General features: G+C 59.3%; 25 protein-coding genes. 21 read left to right on the plus strand and 4 right to left on the minus strand.

The features are described from left to right. Nucleotides 1–172: 172 nt before the first annotated feature. From DL88_RS10975 to DL88_RS11020, 10 genes are all read left to right on the plus strand, one after another. Nucleotides 173–1114, plus strand: a complete 942-nt coding sequence (locus tag DL88_RS10975) for a heme o synthase (RefSeq protein WP_034995898.1) — start codon at nt 173–175, stop codon at nt 1112–1114. An 18-nt stretch (nt 1115–1132) separates the two neighbouring features. Further along, nucleotides 1133–1300: a cytochrome c oxidase system small membrane protein gene (locus DL88_RS20550; protein WP_169741564.1), complete on the plus strand. Its 168-nt coding sequence runs from the start codon at nt 1133–1135 to the stop codon at nt 1298–1300. A gap of 138 nt (nt 1301–1438) precedes the next feature. After that, the gene (locus tag DL88_RS10980) at nt 1439–2056 is read left to right on the plus strand and encodes a cytochrome c oxidase assembly protein (protein ID WP_034995899.1); all 618 of its coding nucleotides are present in this window, start codon (nt 1439–1441) and stop codon (nt 2054–2056) included. A 353-nt stretch (nt 2057–2409) separates the two neighbouring features. Next, complete coding sequence (locus DL88_RS10985; RefSeq protein WP_034995901.1) at nt 2410–3279, plus strand: cytochrome c oxidase subunit 3; 870 nt, start codon at nt 2410–2412, stop codon at nt 3277–3279. Between the two features lie 250 nt (nt 3280–3529). Then, nucleotides 3530–3910: a DUF983 domain-containing protein gene (locus DL88_RS10990; protein WP_034996036.1), complete on the plus strand. Its 381-nt coding sequence runs from the start codon at nt 3530–3532 to the stop codon at nt 3908–3910. A gap of 1 nt (nt 3911) precedes the next feature. Next, nucleotides 3912–4679 carry an SURF1 family protein gene (locus tag DL88_RS10995; protein ID WP_034995903.1) on the plus strand — a complete coding sequence of 256 codons (768 nt, stop codon included), beginning with the start codon at nt 3912–3914 and terminating at the stop codon, nt 4677–4679. Between the two features lie 138 nt (nt 4680–4817). Then, the gene (gene thrC / locus DL88_RS11000) at nt 4818–6227 is read left to right on the plus strand and encodes a threonine synthase (protein ID WP_034996037.1); all 1410 of its coding nucleotides are present in this window, start codon (nt 4818–4820) and stop codon (nt 6225–6227) included. Between the two features lie 264 nt (nt 6228–6491). After that, the gene (locus DL88_RS11005; protein WP_034995905.1) at nt 6492–7751 is read left to right on the plus strand and encodes a M16 family metallopeptidase; all 1260 of its coding nucleotides are present in this window, start codon (nt 6492–6494) and stop codon (nt 7749–7751) included. 360 nt (nt 7752–8111) lie between these two features. Then, nucleotides 8112–8720, plus strand: coding sequence for a GNAT family N-acetyltransferase (locus DL88_RS11015; protein WP_034995908.1), 609 nt, complete (start codon nt 8112–8114; stop codon nt 8718–8720). 373 nt (nt 8721–9093) lie between these two features. Further along, nucleotides 9094–11949 carry an EAL domain-containing protein gene (locus DL88_RS11020; RefSeq protein WP_034995909.1) on the plus strand — a complete coding sequence of 952 codons (2856 nt, stop codon included), beginning with the start codon at nt 9094–9096 and terminating at the stop codon, nt 11947–11949. 233 nt (nt 11950–12182) lie between these two features. Here the strand turns inward: DL88_RS11020 and DL88_RS11025 are convergent, their stop codons facing one another. Next, a complete protein-coding gene (locus tag DL88_RS11025; RefSeq protein ID WP_034995911.1) occupies nt 12183–12800 on the minus strand; it encodes a YqgE/AlgH family protein in 618 nt (205 codons plus the stop codon). Between the two features lie 207 nt (nt 12801–13007). Here DL88_RS11025 and DL88_RS19405 point away from each other — a divergent pair, with 207 nt between their 5' ends. From DL88_RS19405 to DL88_RS19410, 3 genes are read left to right on the plus strand one after another with little or no spacing between them, the layout of a single operon-like run. Next, on the plus strand, nt 13008–13856 hold the full coding sequence (locus DL88_RS19405; protein WP_169741565.1) for a protein-disulfide reductase DsbD domain-containing protein: 849 nt from the start codon (nt 13008–13010) through the stop codon (nt 13854–13856). Between the two features lie 52 nt (nt 13857–13908). Beyond that, nucleotides 13909–14406 (plus strand): NUDIX hydrolase, encoded by a 498-nt coding sequence (locus DL88_RS11035; RefSeq protein ID WP_034995917.1) that lies wholly within the window; start codon nt 13909–13911, stop codon nt 14404–14406. A 1-nt stretch (nt 14407) separates the two neighbouring features. Next, nucleotides 14408–15130: a TIGR02301 family protein gene (locus tag DL88_RS19410; RefSeq protein WP_051955892.1), complete on the plus strand. Its 723-nt coding sequence runs from the start codon at nt 14408–14410 to the stop codon at nt 15128–15130. 280 nt (nt 15131–15410) lie between these two features. Here DL88_RS19410 and DL88_RS11045 read toward each other — a convergent pair whose 3' ends face one another. Together DL88_RS11045 and DL88_RS11050 are read right to left on the minus strand one after the other, a co-directional pair. After that, nucleotides 15411–15710, minus strand: a complete 300-nt coding sequence (locus DL88_RS11045; protein ID WP_034995918.1) for a hypothetical protein — start codon at nt 15708–15710, stop codon at nt 15411–15413. Nucleotides 15711–16140: 430 nt separating this feature from the next. Further along, nucleotides 16141–17475, minus strand: a complete 1335-nt coding sequence (locus DL88_RS11050) for a dihydroorotase (protein ID WP_034995920.1) — start codon at nt 17473–17475, stop codon at nt 16141–16143. A gap of 394 nt (nt 17476–17869) precedes the next feature. Here DL88_RS11050 and ygfZ point away from each other — a divergent pair, with 394 nt between their 5' ends. The 4 genes from ygfZ to DL88_RS11070 all read left to right on the plus strand — a co-directional run bounded on the left by ygfZ (nt 17870) and on the right by DL88_RS11070 (nt 20504). Beyond that, entirely contained in the window at nt 17870–18745 is an 876-nt protein-coding gene (gene ygfZ / locus DL88_RS11055; protein WP_034995922.1) for a CAF17-like 4Fe-4S cluster assembly/insertion protein YgfZ, read from the plus strand. Between the two features lie 171 nt (nt 18746–18916). Continuing rightward, nucleotides 18917–19678: a heme ABC transporter permease gene (locus DL88_RS11060; RefSeq protein ID WP_034995924.1), complete on the plus strand. Its 762-nt coding sequence runs from the start codon at nt 18917–18919 to the stop codon at nt 19676–19678. Further along, nucleotides 19675–19860, plus strand: coding sequence for a heme exporter protein CcmD (ccmD, locus tag DL88_RS11065; protein ID WP_034995926.1), 186 nt, complete (start codon nt 19675–19677; stop codon nt 19858–19860). The genes DL88_RS11060 and ccmD overlap by 4 nt, the downstream gene beginning before the upstream one ends. Nucleotides 19861–19862: 2 nt before the next feature. Next, complete coding sequence (locus DL88_RS11070; protein WP_034995928.1) at nt 19863–20504, plus strand: DsbE family thiol:disulfide interchange protein; 642 nt, start codon at nt 19863–19865, stop codon at nt 20502–20504. Between the two features lie 53 nt (nt 20505–20557). On the opposite strand, the gene DL88_RS11075 is transcribed toward DL88_RS11070, so the two are convergent. Continuing rightward, complete coding sequence (locus tag DL88_RS11075; protein ID WP_034995930.1) at nt 20558–21160, minus strand: helix-turn-helix transcriptional regulator; 603 nt, start codon at nt 21158–21160, stop codon at nt 20558–20560. A 681-nt stretch (nt 21161–21841) separates the two neighbouring features. On the opposite strand from DL88_RS11075, the gene DL88_RS11080 reads away from it, so the two are divergent. The 4 genes from DL88_RS11080 to ftsA all read left to right on the plus strand — a co-directional run bounded on the left by DL88_RS11080 (nt 21842) and on the right by ftsA (nt 26946). Continuing rightward, nucleotides 21842–23290: a helix-turn-helix domain-containing protein gene (locus DL88_RS11080; protein ID WP_034995932.1), complete on the plus strand. Its 1449-nt coding sequence runs from the start codon at nt 21842–21844 to the stop codon at nt 23288–23290. A gap of 443 nt (nt 23291–23733) precedes the next feature. Continuing rightward, nucleotides 23734–24657, plus strand: a complete 924-nt coding sequence (locus tag DL88_RS11085) for a D-alanine--D-alanine ligase (RefSeq protein WP_034995936.1) — start codon at nt 23734–23736, stop codon at nt 24655–24657. Further along, nucleotides 24654–25601 carry a cell division protein FtsQ/DivIB gene (locus tag DL88_RS11090; protein ID WP_245270779.1) on the plus strand — a complete coding sequence of 316 codons (948 nt, stop codon included), beginning with the start codon at nt 24654–24656 and terminating at the stop codon, nt 25599–25601. The genes DL88_RS11085 and DL88_RS11090 overlap by 4 nt, the downstream gene beginning before the upstream one ends. 34 nt (nt 25602–25635) lie before the next feature. Further along, nucleotides 25636–26946 carry a cell division protein FtsA gene (ftsA, locus tag DL88_RS11095; protein WP_034995941.1) on the plus strand — a complete coding sequence of 437 codons (1311 nt, stop codon included), beginning with the start codon at nt 25636–25638 and terminating at the stop codon, nt 26944–26946. Nucleotides 26947–26965 lie beyond the last annotated feature (19 nt).

The following is a 26965-nucleotide window of genomic DNA, read 5'->3' on the forward strand; positions in this document are numbered from 1 at the left end:
GACATAATCAAGCCGTTTGGGACCGTTTCGGTCCCTACCATCCGGCTCTCATATGTTGCGAATCACCAGACTTCGGAATGATGGCCGCTGTCTTTGCGCCCGCAGCACGGATCTCGCGAGAGGTATCCGCTGCGGTAGAATTCACGGCTTCGGCCTAACCCGGCACATTTACATGACTTTCCTCAGCCAAGTACCTTCCGCCGCCATATCGAGCGCCAGTCCCTCGGATTATTTTTCCCTGTTGAAACCCCGGGTTATGTCCCTGGTGATTTTTACGGCGCTGGCGGGAATGTTGCTGGCCCCTGTCCCCGTGAACCCGATCGTCGGTTTCGCCAGCCTGCTCGCCATTGCCGTGGGCGCCGGCGCCTCCGGGGCTCTCAATATGTGGTATGATGCTGACATAGACGCGGTCATGAAGCGAACCGCCAAACGGCCGATTCCTCTCGGCCGCGTCCTGCCGCAGGAAGCTCAGGCCTTCGGCCTCACGCTCACCCTTCTCTCGGTTTTCACTCTTGGCGTGGTCGCCAATTGGCTGGCAGCGGCCTTTCTTGCCTTCACCATCTTTTTTTATGTCGTCATCTATACGATGTGGCTGAAGCGCTCGACCCCTCAGAACATCGTCATCGGCGGGGCCGCTGGGGCGTTTCCACCCATGGTCGGCTATGTCGCGGCAACGGGTCAGTTCAGCCTGTCGAGTTTCATCCTCTTCGCCATCATCTTCATCTGGACGCCGCCGCATTTCTGGGCGCTCGCCCTCGTGCGTTCCGAGGATTATCGGCAGGCGGGCATTCCGATGATGCCCAATGTGAGAGGCTCCGACCACACGCGTCTTGAAATCCTTCTCTACACGCTGGTGCTGGTGCCGGTCGGCGTGCTGCCCTGGCTGTTCGGCTTCACCTCTCTCGCCTATGGCATCATTTCGATCACGCTCGGGGGTACGATGCTCTTCTTCGCCGCACGCGTCTTTGCCGTGCGGACCGGCCCGCAAGCGGATCGCCATGCCAAGGCGCTGTTCGGATTTTCCATCCTTTATCTTTTCCTGCTGTTTGCCGAGATCGTCATTGAACGATTGATCCCGATCGTCGCCAGCTTCGTTGCTCAAGTGATTGGCTGACGGCGCAGGAGTTGACTGATGACGAAAGATAAAGAACCCGAGGGGATCACCCTCACACCGGAACAGGAAAAAGCCCGGCGGCAACGCAACGTCGCAATCGGGGTGGCGATCGCCTTTTTCGTCCTGCTGTTTTATGTGGTCACCATCGCCAAGCTTGGGCCTGGGGTCATCGACAAGCCATTTTGACAAAAGGTAACGACATCATTCTTCGTGAGTACACCTCGCATGAGGCATTCCGGAGAGGAACCACGATCAAGTGCTCAGGAACACCTCTCACCGCTCCAGAAACCTGAGAGGTGAAGCACGAAGGGGAAAAGTGTGGAAATGAACGCTTCTCCGGCCACTGAACAGGAGGCACGAAAGTCCAGGCGGCGCATGACTGTCAGCGCCGTCCTCATCAGTGGCGCCATCTTCAGCATGCTCGGCCTTTCCTTTGCGGCTGTTCCTTTGTACCGGATGTTCTGCTCCGCAACGGGTTACGGCGGTACGACACAGGTCGCCAAAATCGCTCCAGCCACCGAGGGACAACGCGATATCATTGTGCGGTTCAACGCCAATGTCGCCAAAGGCCTTCCCTGGAGCTTTGAACCGGAAACGCCGCAAATCCGCTTACGAACCGGCAAGGTGGCGACGGTTTTTTACAAAGTCACCAATCACGCCGACCGGCCGATCGCCGCCCAGGCGCTCTATAATGTGACGCCAGAAAATAGCGGCGGCTATTTCGACAAGATCTCTTGCTTCTGCTTCACCGAGCAAACGCTCGGCCCGCATGAAAGCGCCGACATGCCTGTCGTTTTCTTCCTCGATCCGGCTCTCGAACAGGATGAATCGATGAAGAACGTCGATCAGATCACATTGTCCTACACGTTTTTCATCTCGAAAAATCCTGCGCCGGTGACCGCATCAAGCGACCATAGCGAGGGCAGCGACAAACCATTGTGAAACAGCTTTTCAGGGAGGCATGCGCCGCATCAACGCTGTCTGACCAATAACCGAATTGATCGCCTTGACCATTGCGGTCAAACAAGGCAAAGCCGGAGAAGCAGGGGAAAGCGGATCGGTCGGCAAAGATTGCTCGCTTCGCGTCTCGCGCTACAGATCCGCTGCTGCGCTCTTCCGGTTCCTCGCATGACCATTCTGGTGCAAAATCGGGATCTTTCCAGGCCAAAGGTCATCCTGCGATGATGGGCCCGGTGGATCCGGTGTCTGGAACAGATCATTATCCCTTTCCAACCCTATCGGGCGGAAGAACGACTGGAGCAAGGCTCGCGCAGCCATAAAGAAGGTAGACTCTCATGTCGGACGCGCATGCGAAACCGAATCACGATTATCATCTCGTCGATCCCAGTCCATGGCCCCTGGCAGCGTCCATCGCGGCCTTCATTATGGCTGTCGGCGGCGTCCTGTGGATGAAAGGCATGACCATCGGCGGATCCAAAGCCGGTGTCTACGTCTTCTTTGCCGGCCTTATCGGTGTTCTCTACACCGCCGCCTCCTGGTGGGTCGATATCATCAAGGAAGCTGAACACGGCGGCTACCATACACGTGTCGTCCAGATCAGCCACCGTTACGGCATGATCCTGTTCATCGCCTCCGAAGTGATGTTCTTCGTCGCCTGGTTCTGGGCCTTCTTCAACACCAGCCTGTTTCCGAATTTTCCGATCGAATATGCCCGGACGGAATTTCTTGGCGGCGTCTGGCCCCCGAAGGGTATGGAGGCCATCAATCCCTGGAAGCTGCCGCTTCTCAACACGATGATCCTCCTGACCTCGGGCACCACCGTCACCTGGGCGCATCATGCGCTTCTGGAAAATGATCGTGCCACGGTCAAGAAAGCCCTGTTGCTGACCATCGTTCTTGGCGTGATCTTCAGCTTCGTGCAGGGATACGAATATATTCACGCCCCCTTCGCCTTCAAAGGCTCAATCTTCGGATCGACCTTCTTCATGGCGACGGGCTTCCACGGTTTTCACGTCATCATCGGCACGCTCTTCCTTCTGGTGTGCCTGATCCGCGTGCAGATTGGCCAGTTCACCCCCACCCATCACCTCGGCTTCGAATTCGCGGCCTGGTACTGGCACTTCGTCGACGTGGTTTGGTTGTTCCTCTTTGCCGCCATCTATATCTGGGGTTCGTGGGGCGCGGCCGTCGAAGTCACGGGTTGAACTCTTTAAAGACGTTCTTTCTTTCTCATCAAGGGCGGCCACGGCCGCCCTTTTCTATGGAAAATACCCGAGCGGCGTGCGAATCAGTTTGATGGTGATGGACCGGAGCCCACAGTGGACCATCCTCTGGGAAACGCCATACGACCAGAGCGCGCGAAGAGACGTTTCGTTTCCGGCTTCAGCCAAAGCGCTCGACAATCCTGTCGCCAAAAGCCCGCCACGCCACACGAATAAGGAAAGGCATGAGCGCATGAACGCTCCCGGGACCACCTATTCTTCCATCTCCCCTTTTCTCACAGCGATCAAGGGAACCTGTCCGCGCTGCGGCAAGGGCAAATTATTCCATGGCTTCCTCGAACTCGCACCAAGTTGCAGCCAGTGCGGCCTCGATTACACCCCCCTCAATGCCGGTGATGGTCCTGCGGTTTTCGTGTCGTTGATCGGCGGTTTCATTGTTCTGGGTCTCGCCTTATGGATGGAACTGACCTACGAGCCACCGTTCTGGGTTCACATCCTCTTATTTTTCCCATTGACCATCCTGATCTGTGGCGGTCTGCTGCGCCCCTTGAAAGCTTTGCTCGTCGCCATGCAATACAAGCACAAGGCCGAGCCCGGCCGGATCGCTGGTTGACATGCGCTTGTCCCGTCGCCTGATCATCGCAGCGTTCCTCAGCGGTGCCGCCTTTCTGATCATGATCGGCCTCGGCGTCTGGCAACTGCAGCGTCTGGCCTGGAAGGAAGACCTGATCGCCAAAATCGCGGAAAGGGCGAAAGCACCACCACAGGCGCTCGCAACGCAGGATCAATGGCCAAAGCTCATCCCCGACGCTTATGATTACCGGCACGTCCGCCTGGCAGGTTCCTTCCTTCCGGGCCGCGATCGGCTGGTCTTTCGCGGTTCCGCCAATACGGTCGCGGCGGGTATGGGGCCCGGCTATCTGGTCATGACCCCTTTCGCACTTGAGAGCGGTGGAATCGTCATCGTCAATCGTGGATTTGTGCCGGTTGCGGCGAGGAATGACGCTCTCTTGCCCGAGCAAGTATCACCCACACCCACGACCCTGACGGGCCTGATGCGGCCGCCCGAGCCCCGCAATCCCTTCACCCCCCAGGACCAACCTGAAAAAGGGGAATTCTTTACCCGCGATCCCGAGGAGATCGCGGCCTCCATGCACCTCACCGAGGCCGCACCCTTCACCATTGATCTTGATCCGCTGCCCCCAGAGGCGGCTGCAAAAGCTCCTTGGCCACATCCAGGCACGACGGAAATACATTTCCCCAACAATCATCTTTCCTATGCGCTGACCTGGTTCGGGCTCGCCATTGGGATGGTACTCGTCCTCTACGCCTATGCCTGGAAGGAACGCAAAAGCAAAACTGAAGCGGGACAGAGAATTTAGCGTTACGGTTCATCGCTAATCTCTTTCCTGCCCAGGAGCATGGGAGAAACAGGTGCGAAGCCGAATGTCATGGTCTAAAAGAACGGCTTTCTTTCCCAGACCGTTTCGCCGGACAGGAGACGGGTTCGAGGTCCGATGATCACCTATATTTCCACACGTGGCGAAGCGCCCGCGCTTACCTTCACCCAAGCCCTGCTGACGGGCCTTGCGTCGGACGGCGGTCTCTATCTGCCCGATCATTATCCGCGCCTCGCTCCCGAAACGATCCGCGCTTTCGCTGGCAGGCCTTATGCTGAAGTCGCGGCCAGCGTCATCACCCCCTTCGTCGGCGATGATCTGCCGGCGGGACTCCTGCGGGAGATGATCGACGATGCCTATGCCGGGTTCCGGCATCCGGCCGTGACACCGCTCTCACAGCTCGACAGCAATCTCTACTTTCTCGAATTGTTCCATGGCGCCACGCTCGCCTTCAAGGATGTCGCCATGCAATTGCTCGGGCGGCTGATGGATCATGTCCTGAAGATGCACGGGCGCCGGGCAACCATCGTCGGCGCGACCTCGGGCGATACGGGGGCGGCCGCCATCGAGGCATTTCGCGGTCTCGCCCAGGTGGATGTCTTCATCCTTTATCCGCATGGGCGTGTTTCGGATGTGCAGCGGCGGCAGATGACGACCGTCGCCGACGCCAATATTCACGCCATCGCCATCGAGGGCACATTCGACGACGCTCAGGCGATCATCAAGGGCCTGTTCCAGAACCAGACTCTGCGGGGCGAACTCAATCTTTCCGGTGTCAATTCGATCAACTGGGCCCGTGTGGTGGCTCAGGCGGTTTATTATTTCACCAGCGCCGTGACGCTCGGCGCGCCCCACCGGACGATTTCCTATGCGGTTCCGACCGGCAATTTCGGCGATATTCTCGCGGGCTGGATCGCCAAGCGCATGGGCCTGCCGATAGATCGTCTGCTGATCGCCACCAACACCAATGATATTCTGGCGCGCGCGCTAAGGGACGGCCGTTATGAAGTCCGCGGCGTCGAACCTACCCAATCGCCGTCCATGGATATTCAGGTCTCATCCAATTTCGAGCGTCTGCTGTTCGAAGCTTATGGCCGCGATTCTCAGGCGCTGCGCCGGTTGATGGCGCAGCTTTCCCAATCACGCGGCTTTTCCATCGACCCCGGGCCGCTCGAGACGATCCGCGCCGAATTTGCCGCCGAAGCCGTCAACGAGCAGGAAACGACGGAGGAAATCGCCCGCGTCTATCGCGAAGCGGAAGTGCTCATCGATCCGCATTCCGCCGTCGGCGTCGCGGCGGCGCGCCGCCATCTGAACATCACGAGCGGCGAGAGCCCGATGGTCGTGCTCGGCACTGCCCATCCAGCCAAATTTCCTGATGCGATGGAAAAAGCGACGGGTGTGCGTCCACCATTGCCACCCCATCTCGCCGAGATCCTCGAAAAGCCGGAACGTCTCACCTTGCTCCCCAACGATCAGGGCGTCATCGAAGAGTTCCTGCGCAAATATGCGAGAGCGAAAATCCACTGAGGCAAACCCGTTATCGGCTCGCCTTGATCCTGCGAGCCCTCTTTAGAGCCGGTGCGGACTTGTTCCTTGTGACCCGGATCACGACATCTCGTAGTCTACACGGCTTTCAAGGCCAGCGCCGACGCACGCTCTTTATCGTCACGTTTCGTGCTTCCTGACATGCGATCTGGCCGTTCGGCCCCGCCGAAAAGCCGTTCCAGAAAGGTGTTCTGGGCGGCTCTCGCTTCAGATTTGACGCCGTAAAACCTCCCTGAAGGATTCGCCATGAGCGTTGAAATCACCACCCTTCCCTCCGGGCTGCGCATCGTCACCGATGCCATGCCGCATCTCGCCACGGCCTCGCTCGGAACCTGGGTCGGTGTCGGTTCCCGGAACGAACGCCCGGAGGAGCATGGTCTGTCGCATCTTCTCGAACATATGGCCTTTAAGGGAACCCGCCGGAGAAGCGCCCGCGAGATCGCCGAGACTATCGAGACGGTAGGCGGTGATCTCAACGCTGCGACCTCGACAGAGCAAACCGCCTATTATGCCCATGTGTTGGCACAGGATGCTCCGCTGGCCCTTGATATTCTCGCCGATATTCTGACCGACAGCCTGTTCGACAGGACCGAACTCGAACGCGAGAAAGATGTCATTCTTCAGGAGATTGGCGCGGTGGAGGATACGCCGGACGATCTCGTCTTCGATCTCTTCAACGCCTGCGCTTTCCCCGATCAGCCGCTCGGCCGCCCCATCCTCGGTACGCCGGCGCATGTGAGAAGTTTCGGGCCGGATATGATCGGTCATTATCTTTCGACACATTACCGCAGCGGTGCCATGGTCGTCGGGGCGGCCGGTGCCGTCGATCATCAGCGTATCGTCGACGAAACTGCGCGCCGTTTCGAGACATTGCCGGTCCATCCTGCGGAAAATGTCGCACCAGCCCGTTATCAAGGGGGAGAAATCCGCCTCAAGCGCAAGCTCGAACAGGCGCATATCGTTGTCGGTTTCGAGGGCCTCGACTATCGCCAGGACGCGTTCTACGCGATGCAAATCTTCGCCAATGCCACGGGCGGCGGCATGTCCTCACGCCTGTTTCAGGAAGTACGCGAAAAACGCGGCCTCGCCTATTCGATCTCGGCCTTCCATTGGGGTTATGCTGATACCGGCCTGTTCGGCTTCTATGCCGCGACCGGCGCCCGCGACGTCACCGAGCTCATGCCCGTGGCGCTCGATTGCCTTCTGGAAGCGGCTTCCGGCCTGACGGAAATCGAAATCCGCCGCGCCAAGGCGCAGATGAAAGTATCTCTCCTCGCCGCACTCGAATCGCCCTCGGCCCGCGTCGAACAGATCGCGCGGCAGTTGATCGCTTTCGACAGGGTCTTGACGCATGAGGAAATCGTCGAAAAAATCGACGCAATAACACTCGATGACGTGCGCGCCGTCGGTCAGGCAGCTTTGCGCAGCACGCCGACACTGGCAGCCGTCGGGCCGATCACGAAAGTCATGACACCGGACCTGATCGCCGCACGACTGAAAGCTTGATGCACGATCAAATCGGAATGTTCGAATTCCGCCGCTGGCGGCACGCGGCAGAATCGCGTCCGACGGCGCGGAACAGACGCCTCTTTTCAGACGAGTGAGAGCGTTTCGGATATATCCAGAAACATTCCACTAAAAAGATGGAGGATTTTCAAAATCCTGGAATCGCGAAGGGATTCAACATTCCCGAAAATTGCTCTAAATATATTTAGAATGGCTTGAAGTACTATCTCAACGCGTCGGGAGGTGGCGGGCTGATGGTCTTGAACGGGCGCGAACTTGCCGCATATTCCGGGAGCTGGGCTTGGCAACGCTCCGCCGCGCCCGTGCGGCCCTGCCTTTGCTCCTCCAGGCAGTAACGCCATGGCACTCTTCCGGCTTGGTCCTTCCAGCGAGAACGCTACCTTCGTGCGGGGCGATGGCGTCTATTTACGCCCCCCGGAAATGCGCGATTTCGAAGCCTGGGCAGGCTTGCGCGAACGCAGCCGCGCTTTTCTGACCCCCTGGGAGCCGACATGGCCAGGTGACGATCTCACCCGTGCCGCCTTTCGCCGCCGCCTACGCCGCAATGATCAGGAAATAGCTAATGATGAGGCCTATCCTTTCCTGGTTTTCAGTTCCAAGGACGTGCTGCTCGGCGGTCTTACGCTCGGCCAGGTCAAGCGTGGCGTTGCCCAGTCGGCGACCCTCGGCTATTGGATGGGCGCCCCCTATGCCGGAAAGGGTTATATGGCCTGCGCCGTCCGGGCGGTGATCGGTTTCTCCTTTGCGACCTTGCGGCTCCACCGGCTAGAAGCCGCCTGTCTGCCGCATAATCAACCCTCTATCAGGCTATTGCAGAACGTGGGCTTTACGCGCGAGGGCTATGCGCGCGCCTATCTGCGCATTAACGGTAACTGGCAGGATCATCTGCTTTTCGCCCTGCTGGAATCCGACCCGCTGCCGCGCAAAACACCCACGATCATCGGCTGAACCATGCAGCGGGACGCAGCCACGGCAATCCGCATCATCGCACCCTAGTGGATTTGTCGATTGAACAAGGTTCTGTATAAAACCGCGTGCCGTCGGCTCCTGGCTATGAGAAAATCTTCATTTCACCATAGAGGTTTCCCAATCCATTCCTGGTCCGGTCATTCTCGCGCGTGTCTCCAGAGACCTCGTCTCCGTGCTTTCTGAAGTGTCGATGCTGTTCATCTTTTCCTCACACGGCCGCCGCTCTCGTGAACATTGTTTCGCGGCTCCCGGCCTATGGCGCTCCGGCTTGAACTGCCTCCGTGGGAGACACCACGCGTTGAGCCGACACCGCGCGAACCGCCTGTCTCTCGGTTTCCTTCTATCCCTGTTGATGGTGTTGTCGGTGGCTCTGCCCGGCCCCGCCGCTGCGGTCGAAGCGGTGCGCGTTCCTCTCGACGCGCAAGCGATCGACCTCACCCATGCCGTGGTCGCCTATCATTCGCAAGGCGACCGTCTGCAGGTCTCGACGGCACCGGGCTCGGACGGCATCGTCCGACGCATCGAGGTCAGCGCCCGCGAGGCGGGCACGCAGCCGGCCTGGATCGTTTTCGCCCTCACTAATGATACGGATGAACAGCTTGAAAGGCTGATCGTCGCGCCGCATTTCCGTCTGGTCGGCTCGGGCGTGATCTGGCCGGATCTCGGGGCGACCCGCATCTCCGCCATTACCGCGAGCCAAGGTTTCGCGCCTGAGCATGAAGACAGCGACGATGCGGATGTCTTCCGTCTCACGCTCGATCCCGGCACCACGGTCACCTATGTCGCGGAATTGCGGACGCCAAACCTGCCACAGATCTCCTTGTGGGAACCTGACGCCTATAAAGACAAGATCACCAGCCTGACGCTTTATAAAGGCATTATCATCGGGGTCGCGGGTTTGCTCGCCTTGTTCCTGACGATCGTCTTCGTCGTGCGCGGCGCGGTGATCTTCCCGGCGGCGGCGGCGCTCGCCTGGACCGTGCTGACCTATGTCTGCATCGACTTCGGCTTCTGGAGCAAATTATTCGACCTTGAAGGATCCGCCGAACGGATCTGGCGCGCCTGTACGGAAACGGTGCTCGCCGCGACGCTGCTCGTCTTCCTTTTCGCCTATCTCAACCTCAACCGCTGGCATGTGCGCGCGTCGCACATCACCGCCCTGTGGTTGATCTTTCTCGCGGCGCTCATCGGCCTCGCCGTCTATGACGCGCCTGTAGCGGCTGGTGTCGCCCGTATTTCCCTCGCCACAATCGCCGGTATCGGCTTCATTCTGGTCGTCTATCTCGCAGCCCATGGCTATGACCGTGCGGTCATGCTGATCCCGAGCTGGTTCCTGCTGCTCGCCTGGATCGTCGGCGCGGCCTTCACCGTCACCGGCAAACTGACCAATGATCTCGTCTCGCCAGCCCTGATCGGCGGTCTCGTGCTGATCGTGATGCTGATCGGTTTCACCATCATGCAGAACGCCTTTGCCGGCATCGGCCTTGGACAACAGGCTATTGGCGATAGCGACCGCAAGGCACTCGCGCTGGCTGGCGGCGGCGATCATATCTTCGACTGGAATGTGGACGCCGATCAGATCTATGTGGCTCCGGAAGTCGAGTCCCATCTCGGTTTCGACCGCGGTGCTCTGGAAGGACCGGCCTCCGCCTGGCTCGACCTTCTGCATCCGCTCGACCGCGACCGCTACCAGGCGGTGCTCGACACGATGCTGGAACAGAGGCGCGGCCGCATTCATCAGGAATTCCGGCTGCGCGCGGTCGATGGTCAATATTTGTGGTTTCTGTTCAAGGCGCGGCCCGTCGTCTCCGCCGATGGAGAAGTGGCGCGGATCATCGGCACGCTTGCCGATGTGACGGAGACACGCATCTCACAGGAACGGCTGCTGCACGATGCGGTGCATGACAACCTCACCGGCCTGCCCAACGAAGGCCTCTTCCACGACCGGATCGATCGTGCCCTCGTCTTCGCCGCCAACGATCCCGAGATTCAGCCGGTCATCTTCAGTCTCGATATTGACCATTTTAAAACCGTCAACGAGACGATCGGCTTTTCGGCTGGTGATTCCGTTCTTCTCACCATCGCCCGCCGGCTTGGACGGATTTTAAAAGCTCAGGATACGCTGTCGCGGATCGATGGAGACCATTTCGCGATTCTGATCCTGTCGGAACATAGTCCCGAAGCTTTGATGGCTTTCGCCAACGTCATCCAGCGAGTCGTCTCGACACCGGTCAATTTCGCCGATCGAGAAATCCCGCTCACCGCATCGATCGGCTTTGCCGCTTATGATCCCGAGCAGCCGCCACGCCGCGAGGAACTCGTCAAGAACGCCGAACTTGCGATGCTTTACGCCAAGCGCAATGGCGGCAACCGGATCGAAGCCTATCGGCCCATGCTCCGCAACATGCGGTCGGATCGGTTGGGTCTCGAGGCCGATCTCCGCCGCTGCCTGGAGCGTGGCGAGATGAAAATCCTGTTTCAGCCGATCATCCGCCTCGAGGACCGCACGGTGGCCGGATTCCAGACGGTCTTGCGCTGGGATCACCCGCGTCTCGGACGCCTGACGCCCACAGAATTTCTGCCTGTCGCGGAAGATTGCGGCTTCATCGTCGATCTCGGCATTTTCGCCCTGGAAAGAACCGGGCGCGAACTTGCCGCATGGCAGAACGCCCTCAATGTGGATCCACCAATCTTCGCCAGCGTGAATATTTCCTCGCGGCAATTGCTGCGGCACGATCTGCTGCACGACATCAAGACTTTGCTTGCCCGCTGTCCGGTCGCGCCCGGAAGCCTGAAACTTGAGCTGAGCGAAAGCCTGATCATGGAAAACCCCGAATATGCGGCGCAAATGCTCACGCGCATTCATGATCTTGGCGCCGGCCTGCTGCTCGACGATTTCGGTACCGGCTATTCATCACTCTCTTATCTGCAACGCTTCCCCTTCGATACGATCAAGATCGACCGTTCGTTCGTGCATCAGCCGGGACAGGGGATCAGGCAGGGCTCGCGCTCGGCCATTCTGCGGGCGATCGTCACATTGGCGCAGGACCTCGGCATGGATGTCATCGCCGAAGGCGCAGAATCAGAATCCGATACGATCGAGCTCTATCAATTGGGCTGTGAATATGCGCAAGGATCGGCCTTTGGCCATCCCATCAGCATGGCGGATGCCCGCAAGCTCGTGGGCGCCTCCACGATTGCCGCCTGAGTGCGATTGCCTCAAACAGCCGGAAACAAAACCGCCCACACGGTTACACACATAGCGACGTTTACGCACCATGCTTTTCGTGATCGGGGAATTGTAGGCTCAAGGAGATTGTGCCCATTGACCTTGGACAGCACACCAGGATTGGGCGGGAAGAGATAGATGAGATGCCTTGCCCCCATGCCCCCTGAAAGGGCACGGTGGCAGTCATCCGGAAAGCGAGCCGAGGTGGAGCCTTAAGCGTGTCCAGCTTCGCTGGAAAGATAGCCGGGATCGATGCCGACCTTGCGCAACGCACGCTCATATTTGGAACCCAGCGCGTCATCGAAAATGATGGACGGATCCGCCGGGCAATTCAGCCAGCCATTATGCTGGATTTCTTCTTCCAGCTGACCCGCCGACCACCCGGCATAGCCAAGCGCCAGAAGTGCTTGGTGCGGTCCGGAGCCTTTGGCGATCGCCCGCAGAATATCGATCGTCGCAGTCAGGGCGACGCCCCCGTCGATCGACAGGGTCGAATTATCGATGAAGAAATCATCGCTATGCAGGACGAAACCGCGTCCTGTTTCCACCGGACCACCGTTCAGCACCTGCATGGTTTCGGCGCTGTTTGGCAAACGGATCGCCTCATCGGCGCCGATAACTTCCAGTTGCACGAGAAGCTGGGGAAAGCTGATCTTATGGGCCGCACGGTTGAGCACGATGCCCATGGCCCCTTCCTCGGAATGGGCACAAAGATAAATTACGGAACGCGCGAATCGATTGTCACCCATGTTCGGCATGGCAATCAGCAGTTGACCATCCAGAAACCCATCGGTCGAGAGGGTCGAGTCCATAGACTTCATCGATATCATCCTAACGTACCTCCCCGAGGAAGAGAAAGTCGTAGTCCAGGTTGCACCTTGTCGTCCGTCCCATTACTAAGAACGAATGTGAAAGTGACATCTGCATGAATGCTCATGCAAGACTCTCTCCACCCGATGGCGAGGCTGGTCATGCAAGCTCGGAATAATCCTTGGAATAATCAGGGCTCTCCCGTTTCGGGATTTTTTCTGGCAGCGATGATCGTATCACTGATCCTCGGCTTTTCCACAGCGTCTCCGCAAGCGTTCGAGAGCCTTGAGTCGAGGGTTAAAGACAGAGAGCCGCCGCTCGAAATCCTCAGCGAAGGCGGAAAGGACGGCGGTTCCTATACGATTGGCGTCGTTCTCTCCCTCGATCCAGGCTCGATAACCTATTGGCGCACGCCCGGCGAAGCTGGCGTACCCCCCGTCTTCTCCTTCGATCATTCAGTCAATCTCGCCGCGGCGACGGTTCTTTATCCGGCACCCGAGCGGATCGAAGAGGAAGGAATGCAGGTCTATGGCTATAGCCACAGCCTCGTCATTCCTCTCCAGATCACGCCGAAAAACGCGCGGGAAGCGGTCCATCTCGCGATCCATCTCGATTATGCCGTTTGCGACCGCTTGTGCCAGCCGCGAAAGGCTTCGGCGGAGATCGAGCTTTCGCCGGATCAGCCCGCCGCCAAGGATTCACGCCTTGCTGCAGCCATGACCCTGGTTCCCGAGCGCCTCGCCGCTGAAATCCTTCCAAAAGTCGTCAAGATTATTCCTGTAGTGGGATATGAGCATCCGACCTGGCGGTTGCAATGGCTGAAGGGACCGGCTCGGGATCTCTTCGTCGAGGCGCCGGAAGGATGGTTTTTTACCTCGAAACCGGTACAGGAACCCAATGCCTTTCTGGTGACAGCGGTCGAAGCGCCGAAATCCGGCGATCAGCCCGCCGCCGTCCCTATGCTCACCATGACCTTGACAACCCCAGACGCACGGCAGAGCTACGAATTTTCCCTTCAGCCTCCGATGCCGGCGAGGGCGGAGCCATTCTCAAATCCCTCGCAAAAGAAAGGCTGATATTGGCCTCATCAACACTGGACATTTGAGAATTTCTCAATAGTTCAGGCTCATGCTGCACACTATCGACCCGGCTTCGTCGCCGCGCGCCTATCCCGCCCATCCGCTGATCGGCGCAAGTATCGCCGTTTTTCGCCGCTTCTCGGGCGGTCTTGTGCCGGATTATGATGCGGTCCTGCTCGCACGGCGCACGCGGCCGCCCTTTGCCGGCGCCTTCTCCCTGCCAGGTGGCCTCGTCGAGATTGGCGAGCATCTGGAGACCGCGGCGCTGCGGGAATTAGGTGAGGAGGTTTCGGTCGAAGCGCGGATCGTCGCCTTCAACCGGCATGTCGAATCGATTGAGGAAGATTCGGATCATCGTATCCGGTTTCATTTCGTCATCGCTTCTTTCGTCGGCGAGTGGCTTTCCGGCGAAGGCGAGATTGGCCCCGAGGCCAGCGAAATCCTCTGGGCGCGGCCCGATGCTTTACCGATAGAGATGTGTACACCGATGGTCGGGCCTGTGGTCGCCTCGGCCTACCCGCTCTTCCTTCAAAACAGGCGATGCTGACATGCACAGGGAAATGGACCGGCTGCTTCGGGTTTTCACCTGTCTCCTCGCCGTCCTTCCCCTTTTGTCGGGGCCGGCGGGCGCCCAGTTCGACTGGTTCCAGAATGCGGAAAAGCCGCCCGGCTATCAGATGCCGGCGGCTCCGGCGCCGCACCAGCGTGCCCATGTAAAATCCCATCGGGATCATATCCAGGGCAATTCCAGCCAAGGACGGCCGAAATTCCATCCGGCGGAGAAAGCCGCACGGCACGGGAAGGCCGCTCCGCCAGTGCTGCATACCGGCCGCACAGTCGCCGTACCATCGAAGGAAAAGCGGAACGAAACGGCGCGCGGCAAAAAAGGACGCGCCAGACAGGAAACAGCGAAGGCCTCGCCTGAGGATCTCTCAGCACCCATCGCTCCGGTCGTCCCCAAACCGCCACATGCGCCTTATGAAAGCGACCTGCTTCGGCTCGCGGAAATCCTCGGCACTTTATCCTATCTCGAAACGCTCTGTGGCAAACAGACGGAGAACTGGAATGCCAGAATGGCAGCCCTGATGGATGCGGAAGCCATTAATGAGGATGAACGAGAACGTCTCGCCGGCGCCTACAATCACGGCATACGCGATTATCAGCTCTCCTACCGGACCTGTACGCCTAATGCACGGGCGGTCATCACACGGTTTTTTGCGGAAGGTGCCAGAATCAGCAACAGCGTCATCGATCGCTACGGCACCTACTGACAACGCCGCAGCGCAACAAGCCAAACAAACGCTCCGCGAAGCTCTCTTTCGAGGGTTTCGCGGAGCGTTCAAAAAGAAATACGGGTGATGCCGGCATATACATTCAGGCGTATATACCATGCGGCGAATCCAGATGCCGCTAGAGCGTTTCGGATACATCCAGAAACGCTCTACTCAAACAACCGGAGCATTTCCAACTGTCGGAAGATGCTCCGGCCTCCTTCTGGCCAAGGACAGCGTGATGCTTGCGTCCGCAAACACCCGGTCCTGACAAGGAAGATCAGGCGTGATCCTGAACGCCGTTGTGAACCTTGAACAGGACCTTGCCTTCGCGCCACTTGAACGGGCCTTCCTTATCGGCGACGTCGATTTCGCGCTCGACGATAAGGCGATCGCACAGCATGATGATGATGTCTTCGAGCGGAGCAGAAGTGTCGTTTTCTTCGGTCATGCGATCGATGGACATTTCACCGAATTCCTCACCATCGACGTAATGCATGATGAAGACTTCTTCATGACCCGGAGCGCCATGCGCGTTGACCCGGAAAGTTTCTCCGCGATATTCGAATTCACGTACCATGTTGTCCGTCGCACTTTCTGGTTAGAGGGCTGCGTCGATAGTATAAACGGCGAGATGCCGCGAAAGCGTAAGTGAACAAACCATAATCACGAGCACGAGAAGAGGTCAAGTCATCTGCGTACGCGTTCTTCTTGCCTTTTCATGAAGAAAGCGGGAGGTGACAGGCTGTTTTACTCCCGACGATCGGCTCTAAGCTCTCACGCAAGATATATGCAAGCACGAATTCTGTTGCTTTACGTATGCTAGCAGACATCATAATTATATACTTTGTGATATAGCTTGTTCTGCTACTGCAAACGATATCCGTTCCGGTATTTCAACTTACTTCTATGGTTCTAAAGGTGTTCCCTAAAAACCAGCGCGGCGGCGCACCCGGGCGCGGCGGGAAAGTCCCTCTGAGAACCCTCCCCGCACCACCCCGGCAACGATGTCATTTTGTTAGAAACCGCACAGCTTCACCCTCGCCAGGCGTCACAAGCTCGCCTTCCCACATGACCTTCCGGCCCCTGACGAAAGTACCGACTGGCCAGCCGGTGACTTGCTTGCCGTCATAGGGAGTCCAGCCAGCGCGTGAGGCAATCGCTTCATTGCGAATGGTCTCCTGCCGCTTCAAATCCACCACGGTCAAATCTGCGTCATAACCCACCGCGATGCGGCCCTTGCCGGCAATGCCGAAAAGACGCGCGGGGCCGGCGCTCGTCAAATCCACAAAGCGTTCGAGTGTCAGACGCCCGGCGTGGACATGATCAAGCATCAAAGGCACCAGCGTCTGCACGCCGGTCATGCCGGAGGGGCTTTGTGGATAGGGCTTGGCTTTTTCCTCCAGCGTATGCGGCGCATGGTCGGATCCGAGAATATCGACGATGCTCTGTGCAACCCCGTACCAGAGGTGTTCCCGATGCCGCGCATCACGGACCGGCGGATTCATCTGCATGAGCGTGCCGAGCCGCGTATAATCATCAGCGCATAGGGTCAGATGATGCGGCGTGATTTCGACACTGACCCGATCCTTGTAATCGGCGAGGAAATCGATCTCCTCCGCTGTGGAAACATGCAGCACATGGATCAGCGCATTCTGTTCCTGGGCAATCCGCACGAGGCGCCGTGTCGAAAGCAATGCGGCTTCCTCATCGCGCCACAGCGGATGCGAGGCGGGATCGCCCGCAACCCGCACCGGCTTGCGCTCGTTCAGCCGGGCCTCATCCTCGGAATGGAAAGCGGCGCGGCGCCGTGTCTGCGCCAGAATGCGGGCAATTCCCTCATCATCCTCAACGAGCAGGCTGCCGGTCGAGGATCCCATGAAAACCTTGATGCCGGCCGCGCCGGGAAGCCGCTCAAGTTCGGGAATATCCTTGGGATTGTCATAGGTGCCACCGACCCAGAAAGCGAAATCGCAATGCATGCGATGGGTCGCAAGGGCGACCTTGTCGGCGAGTTCCGCCGCGCCGGTCGTCAACGGATTGGTGTTGGGCATCTCAAAAACGGCGGTGACCCCGCCGAGCACGGCCCCGCGCGAGCCGGTTTCGAGATCCTCCTTATGCGTCAGGCCCGGCTCGCGAAAATGCACCTGGGTGTCGATGACGCCCGGAAGAATATGCAGCCCCCGCGCGTCGACCGTTTCTCCGGCGCTCGCCTGACCGAGAGCGCCGATCGCGGCGATCCTGCCATTCCTGATGCCGATGTCACGCGCGCCGATGCCATTGTGATCGACGACGATCCCTCCGGTGATGAGGAGATCGAAATTCTGCGCCTTGTTCAGCCCCATGGCCCATCCATTGCTTGTCGTGCCGCAAGGCTATGCCCGGCGGTTTGCGGAAAGATCTTTTCACTCGAAAAGATCAATTCACTTAGGCCAGGGGCGGCAGGGGCGGAACAGATTTTTCCTCAAAATTCGCTTCGCGTCCTCCTTCCTGTCCCAAATGCGCTGGCAGGGTCTTATCCCAAGTTTCCTTCGTCCCAACCTGTCGGGATGAAGGAGATCGGCGGAAAGCCGCCGCCCCGCGGTCGCGGGATTAAACTAAGTTTCTATGAGCAAGTCTCAATGAGTCATTCTCATTGAGACTTGGTGTAAATGTCCTGTTATTTTCCGCGCCCTATCCCATTTGAGCCGGGGACGTCGCCGCTCCTGCAAGCGGACGGATAAGCATCGAGGATCTCGGATGGATCAAGGAACCTGCACTCTCACCGATCGTGGCGTCCTCAAAATCGTCGGCGATGCGACGACCTTGCTGCACAAGGTCATCACCAACACCATGCTCAATTTCACGCCGGGCGAAGCGCGCTACAGCGCGCTTTTGACGCCGCAAGGCAAGCTGCTGTTCGATTTCTTCATTCTGCCCCTGCCCGAGGGTCCGGAGGCCGGTTATTATATCGATTGCGTCAAGGCGCAGGTGCCCGATCTCATCAAGCGCATTAATTTTCACAAGATGCGCGCCAAATTCACCGTAGAGGATGTGTCCGACACCTTGGGTGTCGCTGCCGTCTGGGGCGGCGCGAAAGTGCCGGAGATTGAAGGCGCCATCGTCTATCCCGACGCACGCGCGCCCGAGATGGGCTTCCGCCTCATCGCGCCACTCGCGGCTCTTGCCGCCCTGCCCGCCGACGACACCGCCTATGAAGTCCATCGCGTTGCCCTCGGCGTACCAAAGGGCGGGGTCGATTTCCCCTATGGCGATACGTTCCTGCATGACGCCAATATCGACCGCTGCAATGGCGTCGATTACAAAAAAGGCTGCTATGTCGGGCAGGAGGTCGTCGCCCGGGTGCATTTCCGCAAATCGGCGCGCAAACGCATCATTCCGCTCCATTTCGATGGCCCCGCACCGGCGCTCGGCACGGAAATCAAGGCGGGTGATATAGCCATCGGCCAGGTCAGTTCCATCGCCGGTGCCAGTGGTCTCGGCACGCTGCGCCTCGACAAGTTGGAAGATGCGAAGGCAGCCGGAACCCCGGTCAAGGCGGGAGAGGCTCTCGTCGAAGCTTTCGTGCCGCCGGAATTCATCGAGGAAGCAGCAGGCGTCGAAAAACGTCTTTGATCCCTTCCCCAGAATGCAACGGAAGGGATCAAAAGCCCTTCCGCTTAATAAATCAGCTCGATTCGAGTGAAATTTGCTTTTTGCGACCGATCGGCTTAGGAGAAGCGTGATACGGATTTCGTTCCGCGCCGCCGCTTAAGCTTCCGTCGAAGTCCATTTCCTCATAAATCGATGCCCAATTTCGCCAATCCCACAACTTTCCTGACCTGGACCAGCCGCCTTCTGCCTTGGCTCATCGCGCTGACGTCCGTCCTGTTTGGGCTTGGCCTTTATCTCTCCTGGTTCATCGCACCGCCCGATTACCAGCAGGGCGAAACGGTGCGGATCATGTATCTGCACGTGCCAGCTGCCTGGTTGTCCATGTTCATTTATTTTACCATGGCCTCGGCAGCGCTCGGAACATTGGTCTGGCGGCATCCGCTCGCTGATGCCGCGCAAAAGGCTGCCGCACCTCTGGGGGCGGGGTTCACTTTTCTCTGTCTCGTCACCGGCTCGCTATGGGGCAAGCCGATGTGGGGCACCTGGTGGGTCTGGGATGCGCGGCTTACCTCGGTTCTGGTGCTGTTTCTGATCTATCTCGGCCTTGTCGCTTTGTGGCAGACGATCGAGGATAGCGGCAAGGCGGCCCGTGCCGCGGCCATTCTGACCCTCGTCGGCGCCGTGAACATTCCGATCATTAAATTTTCGGTGGACTGGTGGAATACGCTGCATCAGCCAGCCTCCGTCTTCCGGCTGGGCGGTCCGGCCATCGCCTCCTCCATGCTCTGGCCGCTGATCATCATGGCGCTTGCGTTTACGAGCCTGTTCATGACCCTGCATCTCGGTGCCATCCGCAACGAGATTCTGCGCCGGCGCCTGCATCGGCTGGCCATGCTGGCCGCCTCCGGTGCGGCCGCCACCTATCCCGCCGCCAAGGCAGAAGCCGTTTCATGATGCAGGATCCGAATCTTTCCTATGTCTTCGCCGCCTATGGCATCGGCTGTCTGATCATTCTGGGAATGATCTTCGCGGTCTGGCGGGACTATCGGAACTTGCGCCGGCAATTGGCGATCTTCGGCGCAGGGACCGAGCGGCGGTCAGGCCACGGCTCCGGCCGCGACCAAGGTAGCCACTGACCATGCAGGAACCCTTGCCACAGTCGACGCCTGGCAGCCATCCCGCGCGCAGGCGCTCTCTGCTGCTTTATGTGCCGCTCGCAATCTTTCTCGCGATCGCAGGCCTGTTTCTGCTGCGGCTCTTTTCCGGTGATGCGTCGCTCATCCCCTCGGCCCTGATCAACCGCCCCGCGCCGGATTTCAAACTCGGAGCCGTCGAAGGATTCGAAGGTGTGCCGGGACTTTCGCGGGCGGATCTCGCGCAGGGCCATGTCAGCGTCGTCAATTTCTTCGCTTCATGGTGCGTGCCCTGCCGTCAGGAACATCCGGTGCTGATGCAGCTTGCCGCCGATCCGGCTCTGAGCCGCGCTGGCCTGCGTCTCGTCGGCATCGCCTACAAGGATAAGCCTGACAACATCCGCCAGTTTCTCGCCCAGAGCGGCGGCAACCCCTATGCGGCCATAGGTGACGACACCAAGGGCCGGGTCGGTATCGATTGGGGTCTTTATGGTGTGCCCGAAACCTATGTGGTTCGCGGGGACGGCACAATCGCCTATAAATTCATCGGCCCGCTATCGGACGAGACTTTGCGCGATACACTCGTGCCGGAAATCAGGAAAGCCGGGCTCACGCTGCCGTCGGCCGCGGCGGCTCCGACCCGCTGATCTTGAAGGCGCATATACGCGCCCTTATCCCCACGATCATCAAAGCCGGTGAGTCAAAGGCTCTGCATATACATTTTGATCGCCGTGGTGCGATGCGTACATTCCAGTTTTCTGAAGATGTTGGTGATATGCGATTTGACGGTGCCGTTGGATATGCCGAGACGCGCGGCAATCTGCAGCGTCCGCAATCCCTTGCTCATGAGATCGAGAACCTCGACCTGCCGCGTCGTCAATTGTGATAATTGCCTGGTTTCATCGGCCCCCTGCAATGCCAGCGATTGTGTGGCGCCGGAGCCGAGCATATCGATGAATTTGACGATATCTTCGAGCGTGCTTTCCGGATCGATGATACCGGCGATGCCCTGCGTCCGGAAGGCATTGAGATGAAACTGCTTGATCGAGGCAATGATGCCGACTGCGCGCTCGCACGTTTGCATGCGCTGAAACAGAGCCCGGTTTTCCAGTGCCGTCAGCGCGAGCCAGGCCGGTGCGTCGAGAAGAACGACATCGCCCGCTCCGGTACGCGCAAGCATCTCTTCGGCGGAGGCCAAATCGGGGGACAGGAAGATGTCGCATTCTGCATAGCGGCTTTCCTTCTTCATCGCGAAGAGAAGGCCAAACCGCATGAGCGGAATTTCATGAATGATGACGATCATCGACGATCGAAACTGACGCTCCCCATCGTTGGATGCTGATGAGGAGAGAGAGTTGCCGCATTGCAAATCCATTGTGACCTGACCGTTCCCAGCAACGTGTCATCGCCCACGGCGTCCAAGTGTCGGCCGAGTTGAAAACTCTGCCGGGGTGGATACGATCTGATGGCTAGGCCTTGGCTCAGGCAATTCACGACTATCGTTCAGGCAGGCCAAGGTGATCCGTCGAGACGATCCAGTCCACAGGAACACGCTCACGCGATGACGATAGAGGTCAGAGCATAATGCCGACCCCTGAGGTTCCTCCGAATACAAAGCGTCATCGATCACGTCAGAATGTGATCAATAAGACTTCGGCTTGAAAGCAGCCGCGCCGCTCGAAGAGCAGAAACACCGGCGTGCATGATCCCGATGAGGCGTACTCATTGAGATTGAATGTAAATTTCTATTTGCAACATTTGCGAATGCAGGGACGTTTTGTCACTCAGATTCTTGTGAACAATGGCAAAACGAAGATATTAATTCAGTTAATTTTGCAAATAGCGGGCGAGAGAAATCAAGACTATAATCCGCATCGCGTGACGGGGCCGAGCCCGGATCACATAAAAGGGCAACCCGCCGCGATCGGCTGAAACATACCGCGCTCGGTGCGGAACCTCATGACGCAACCGGACGAGACGTGAGATGAGGCGCGAAGTCAGGCGCAAGAAAATCTATGCCGGGGCGAGGCTGCGGCGGCTGCGCGAGACGCGCGGCATCGCCCAGGCGGAACTCGCACGGCGCCTTGCCATTTCCGCGAGCTATCTCAATCAGATCGAGAACGACCACCGGCCATTGACATCCGCAAATCTCGAAAGCCTGTGCGCGATATTCGGTGTCGAGCCGGATTATTTTTCGGATGCGGAAGATCTGCGCCATGCCGCCGATCTGCGAGAGGTCAGCGGTGATCCGTTTTTCGGCGACCGGCTGGTTTCTCCGGCTGAGGCCGAAGCCGCCGTGCGCAGCTCGCCACAAGTGGTGAGCCGCTTTCTGCAGCTCTATAGAGCGTGGCAGACCCTGAACGAGGAAAACGCAGCGCTCCGCCGTCTCGAGCAGGATGCGAACGTCGCCGAAGCCGTCACACCTGCCTTGCCCTATGATGAAGTACGCGACTGGGTTCAGTCACGCCGCAATTATTTCGACGGATTGGATCGCGCCGGAGAAGAATTGGCGGAAGCGCAGAATTTCAACAGCGACACGATGAAGGAAAGCCTGCGGAACTATCTGCATAGACAGCATGCGATCGATGTCGTCACCTTTTCTGGTCTATCGGAAAAAGGGCTGGTCTGGCAATTCGATCGCGGTGCGAAACGGCTGCTCGTCGCGGCCGAAACGACACCGCAACAACAATCCTTCGCCCTAGCGCATGTCATCGGCCTTCTCGAACAGAAGGCGCAGATCGCGAAACTCGTCCAGACCGCCGGACTCACGAGCGATGAGGCCCGTTCGCTCGCGCGAATCGCGCTGGCGAATTATTTTGCCGGTGCTCTCATTCTTCCCTACGGACGTTTTCTCTCGGAAGCCCAATCGGTTCGTTACGACATCGAGAAGCTGCGGGGTCGTTTCGGCGTCACTTTCGAGCAGGTCTGTCACCGATTGAGTACCTTGCAGCGGCCGCGCGCGTCGGGCATTCCGTTCTGGTTTCTCAAGGTCGATATTGCCGGCAATGTCCTGAAGCGCAGCAGCGCCGCGCGCTTTCAATTCGCCCGCTCCGGCGGCTCATGCCCGTTGTGGAATGTCCATCATTCCTTCACCCAGCCGGGGAGCCTGCTGGTCCAGCTTGCGCGCACGCCGGATGGAATCACCTATCTCAGTATCGCCAAAACCGTCGGAGCCGAGGCCACATCCTATCTGGCGCGGCCGCGCGCTGTCGCCGTCGGCCTCGGATGCGAAATCGATTATGCCGACCGCACCGTCTACGCGACCGGCCTCGATCTCGCCAATCATGACATAGCCGATCCCATCGGCCCCGGCTGCCGCACATGCGAGCGTCCCGATTGCCGCCACCGGTCCCTGCCACCCCTCGGCAAGAAGCTCGATGTCGGCAGCGACGAGCGCGGCGTCATTCCCTATCGCATCGAAGGCGAGAGCTGAAGTCTTGCCAATAGATCCGGTGAACGCGGTCAAAACCCTTACCGCGCGGCCGCTCGATACGGCGGTAACATCCTGTTAAGCATAAACCTTCTAAATCCCTCGAATAGCAAGTCGCAATGAGAATGAGTCACTGAGACTTGGCCCCCGCGACTGCGGGGCGGCGGCTTTCCGCCGGACCTCATTAACCCCAACAATTTGGGTTAATGAGATTTGGAAGAAGACCTTCGCATTGCCGCTTTTGCGGCCCCTGTTTCGCGCGGCAGCGACTCCGCCACGGCAAGAGCGGCGAACGGCGACGGATGAGAGAACAGCCACAGCAAACTGGCTGAAAAAACAGACCCGGGAAAACACACCGACGCGCCGGAGTCCGCGCGGCGACATTTGGCCCTGCTCCCACGCGTTGCCGCCAGGACTCGGGCCGCAAAATTCAGGAGAAGCGGATCGTGGCGAAACATGTGGCCGTACTGATGGGCGGACTTTCCGCCGAGCGGGAAGTGTCCCTGCATTCCGGTGCGGCCTGCGCGCAGGCCCTGCGCGGGGAAGGATTCATGGTCACCGAGGTCGACGTCGATCGTGACGTCGGCGAAAAACTCGCGGCGCTGCGCCCGGATGTCGCCTTCAATGCCCTGCATGGGCGATTCGGCGAGGACGGCATCGTCCAGGGCATTCTCGAAATGCTGGCCATTCCTTATACTCATTCGGGCGTGCTCGCCTCGGCGCTCGCCATGCGCAAGGACCGCGCCCGCGACGTGCTCTCCGCCGCCGGCGTGCCGGTGGCGCGCGGCCTCACGGTCGACCGGATGGAAGCCGCGCGGGAACATGTCCTGCCACCGCCCTATGTGATCAAGCCGCTCGACGAAGGTTCCTCCTTCGGCGTCTTCATCGTGCGTGAGGATCAGGCCTATCCGCCACAAGAGTTAACGCGTCCCGACTGGGCTTTCGGTAACCGTCTTCTGGTGGAATCCTACATAGCGGGGCGCGAGCTAACCTGTGCCGTAATCGGGGAAAAGGCCTATGATGTCATAGAGATAAAGGCCGCCGACGGCGGTTGGTACGATTATGACGCCAAATATCGCAAAGGCGGATCTATCCACATCCTTCCGGCAGAACTTAAACGAAATATTTACCAAAATGTTCAACTCTTATCTCTCAAGGCGCATCGAGCGCTCGGCTGCCGTGGCGTGAGCCGGACTGATTTCCGTTACGACGACCGTCCCGAAGGGACGGGCGAATTGATCGTTCTGGAGGTCAATACCCAGCCCGGCATGACGGAGACCTCGCTGCTGCCAGAAATCGCGGCCTATGCCGGTCTCTCGTTTGGTGAGCTTGTTCGATGGATGGTGGACGACGCCTCCTGCGATCGTTGAGTTTTTCTAAAAGCGCCCTGGCGCCGGCCGGTCTCGCCTATGCGAGCACGGGCGGAGCCTCGTGGGAACGGCGCGATGCCGCGTCACCGCGCTCGGGCCGCGGTGCGCCGGTGGAAACAGGTGAGACGCGCAGTTTCGGCACGCGCCTCAGAAGGCCGGGTTTCGGCCTCTTTCTCACCCTGGCCTTTCTGGGCGCCGTTGGTCTCTACGGCGCGGTCAGAGGCGGAGAATATGCGCAATTCGTCGCCGCTTATGGCGCTCCGCGCGATCTCGCCGCCAAAGCCTTTGGTTTCGGCATCAAGGGCATCACCATCACCGGTACGCAGGAACTCAAGGAAGAGGAAATCCTCTCCGGCGCGGGAATCGGACCCAACAATTCCCTGTTGTTCCTCGACGTCGCGAGCGTTCGCGAACGGTTGGCCAAAATCGCTCTCGTCAAGAGCGTCAGCGTCAGCAAACTGTTTCCAAACCGGCTTCTCATAGAAATCGACGAACGTCAGCCTTTCGCTCTCTGGCAGAAGGATGGCGAGGTGCAGGTGGTGGCGCGTGACGGCACGCCGATCGACTGGCTGCGCGATGATCGTTTCTTCCATCTGCCGCTTGTGACCGGAGAGGGCGCCAACGAGCATCTCGCCGAATATTTGTCGATTCTCGAGGCTGCGGGTGATCTGCGCGACGAGATCCGCGCGGGCATTTATGTCGCCAAGCGCCGCTGGACCCTCACCATGCGCAATGGGATCGAGGTCCTGCTGCCGGAGACCGACCCCAAGGCAGCGGTCGAATCACTAGCATTTCTTCAGCGGCAGTCGCGCGTGCTCGACAAAGATGTGATTTCACTCGACTTCCGGCAACAGGGCCGGATGGTCGCGCATCTCTCGGCAGAGGCGGCCGCCGCCCGCCAGGAATTGCTCGCGCATAAATCATCCAAAAAGAAGGGGGGCTAGGCAGATGGCCGGACAACCGCCCAGAACACCGGGCATGACGACGGCTCTCGCGCCACGCCTGCGTCCACTGCCGAGCCGAAAGAGCACGATTCTTTCCGTGCTCGATATCGGCACGTCCAAAATCGTCAGCCTGATCGCCAAGCTCAATCCCGCCGAGGCGTCGGACACCTTGCGCGGGCGCACCCACCGCTGCCGTATTCTTGGCATCGGCCATCAGCGCTCGCGCGGCATGAAGGGCGGCACCGTCGTCGACATGCTGGAGGCGGAAAGCGCCATCCGTCTCGCCGTCGATGCGGCCGAGCGTATGGCCGGCGTGCAGGTCGAAAGCGTCATCATCAATGTGACCGGCGGCCGTCTCGCCTCACAGCTTTTCGACGCCAAAGTTTCGCTCCTGTCCCGCAACGTCGGGGAAAATGACGTGCACCGCGTGCTGGAAGCCTGCGCCCATCGCGGCATGCAGCATGGAAGAGCCGTGCTGCATGCCCTGCCGATGGGATTTTCGATCGGCGAGACGCGCCAGATCCGCGATCCGCGCGGCATGATCGGCGATGAGCTTGGCGCCGCCATGCATATCCTCAATTGCGATGTCGCTGCCGTGCGCAATCTGATGCTGGCGGTCGAACGCTGCCATCTCGGCGTCGACGCCATGGTGGCGACCCCCTATGCGAGCGGCCTTTCCGCCCTCGTCGACGATGAAGCCGAACTCGGGACGGCGGTGATCGACATGGGCGGCGGCACCACCTCGATCGGCCTCTTCTCCGGTGGATCCCTCACTTATGTCGATGCTTTCGCCGTCGGTGGCCATCACGTCACGATGGATATTGCGCGCGGGCTCAACATGCGGCTCGCCGATGCGGAACGGCTGAAGACGCTGCATGGCGCCTGCCTCGCCTCGAGCTCGGACGAACGCGACATGATCGCGGTGACCAAGGCCGATGAGGATGGCGATCACGCCACCCATGTGCCGAAATCACATCTCGTGCGGATCATCAAGCCGCGCGTCGAGGAAATTCTGGAACTCGTGCGCGATCGTCTCCACGCCGCCGGTTTTGCCGCCCATGCAGGGCGCCGGCTGGTGCTGACGGGGGGCGCCTGCCAATTGACCGGCCTTTCGGAAATGGCCCAGCGGATCGTGTCCGGCCAGGTGCGGATCGGCCGGCCGCTCGGCGTCCAGGGCCTGCCCGACGTCGCCAAAAGCCCGGCCTTCTCGGCAGCGGTGGGATTGATGATCTATCCGCAGGTGTCAGGAATCGAGCATTTCCGTCCCGGCTCCGGGCGCGCGCCGGCGGCCGAATCCGATCGCTACATGCACCGGGTCGGGCGCTGGCTGCGCAACAGTTTCTAAATTTCCGGAGGGCGGGAAA

Source organism: Beijerinckia mobilis, assembly GCF_000745425.1.
GTDB lineage: Bacteria > Pseudomonadota > Alphaproteobacteria > Rhizobiales > Beijerinckiaceae > Beijerinckia > Beijerinckia mobilis.

Bases quoted from the DNA above. Each gene is read 5' to 3' on its own strand.
- ccmD (WP_034995926.1), top strand. From the start codon at position 19,675: ATGATGCAGGATCCGAATCTTTCCTATGTCTTCGCCGCCTATGGCATC.
- DL88_RS11015 (WP_034995908.1), top strand. From the start codon at position 8,112: ATGGCACTCTTCCGGCTTGGTCCTTCCAGCGAGAACGCTACCTTCGTG.
- DL88_RS10990 (WP_034996036.1), top strand. From the start codon at position 3,530: ATGAACGCTCCCGGGACCACCTATTCTTCCATCTCCCCTTTTCTCACA.
- DL88_RS11045 (WP_034995918.1), bottom strand. From the start codon at position 15,710: ATGGTACGTGAATTCGAATATCGCGGAGAAACTTTCCGGGTCAACGCG.
- DL88_RS11020 (WP_034995909.1), top strand. From the start codon at position 9,094: ATGGTGTTGTCGGTGGCTCTGCCCGGCCCCGCCGCTGCGGTCGAAGCG.
- DL88_RS11005 (WP_034995905.1), top strand. From the start codon at position 6,492: ATGAGCGTTGAAATCACCACCCTTCCCTCCGGGCTGCGCATCGTCACC.
- DL88_RS11080 (WP_034995932.1), top strand. From the start codon at position 21,842: ATGAGGCGCGAAGTCAGGCGCAAGAAAATCTATGCCGGGGCGAGGCTG.
- DL88_RS11050 (WP_034995920.1), bottom strand. From the start codon at position 17,475: ATGGGGCTGAACAAGGCGCAGAATTTCGATCTCCTCATCACCGGAGGG.
- DL88_RS10980 (WP_034995899.1), top strand. From the start codon at position 1,439: ATGAACGCTTCTCCGGCCACTGAACAGGAGGCACGAAAGTCCAGGCGG.
- DL88_RS10995 (WP_034995903.1), top strand. From the start codon at position 3,912: ATGCGCTTGTCCCGTCGCCTGATCATCGCAGCGTTCCTCAGCGGTGCC.
- DL88_RS11035 (WP_034995917.1), top strand. From the start codon at position 13,909: ATGCTGCACACTATCGACCCGGCTTCGTCGCCGCGCGCCTATCCCGCC.
- ygfZ (WP_034995922.1), top strand. From the start codon at position 17,870: ATGGATCAAGGAACCTGCACTCTCACCGATCGTGGCGTCCTCAAAATC.
- DL88_RS11075 (WP_034995930.1), bottom strand. From the start codon at position 21,160: ATGATCGTCATCATTCATGAAATTCCGCTCATGCGGTTTGGCCTTCTC.
- DL88_RS20550 (WP_169741564.1), top strand. From the start codon at position 1,133: ATGACGAAAGATAAAGAACCCGAGGGGATCACCCTCACACCGGAACAG.
- DL88_RS11070 (WP_034995928.1), top strand. From the start codon at position 19,863: ATGCAGGAACCCTTGCCACAGTCGACGCCTGGCAGCCATCCCGCGCGC.
- DL88_RS19405 (WP_169741565.1), top strand. From the start codon at position 13,008: ATGATCGTATCACTGATCCTCGGCTTTTCCACAGCGTCTCCGCAAGCG.
- DL88_RS11025 (WP_034995911.1), bottom strand. From the start codon at position 12,800: ATGATATCGATGAAGTCTATGGACTCGACCCTCTCGACCGATGGGTTT.
- DL88_RS11060 (WP_034995924.1), top strand. From the start codon at position 18,917: ATGCCCAATTTCGCCAATCCCACAACTTTCCTGACCTGGACCAGCCGC.
- DL88_RS10975 (WP_034995898.1), top strand. From the start codon at position 173: ATGACTTTCCTCAGCCAAGTACCTTCCGCCGCCATATCGAGCGCCAGT.
- DL88_RS10985 (WP_034995901.1), top strand. From the start codon at position 2,410: ATGTCGGACGCGCATGCGAAACCGAATCACGATTATCATCTCGTCGAT.
- ftsA (WP_034995941.1), top strand. From the start codon at position 25,636: ATGACGACGGCTCTCGCGCCACGCCTGCGTCCACTGCCGAGCCGAAAG.
- DL88_RS19410 (WP_051955892.1), top strand. From the start codon at position 14,408: ATGCACAGGGAAATGGACCGGCTGCTTCGGGTTTTCACCTGTCTCCTC.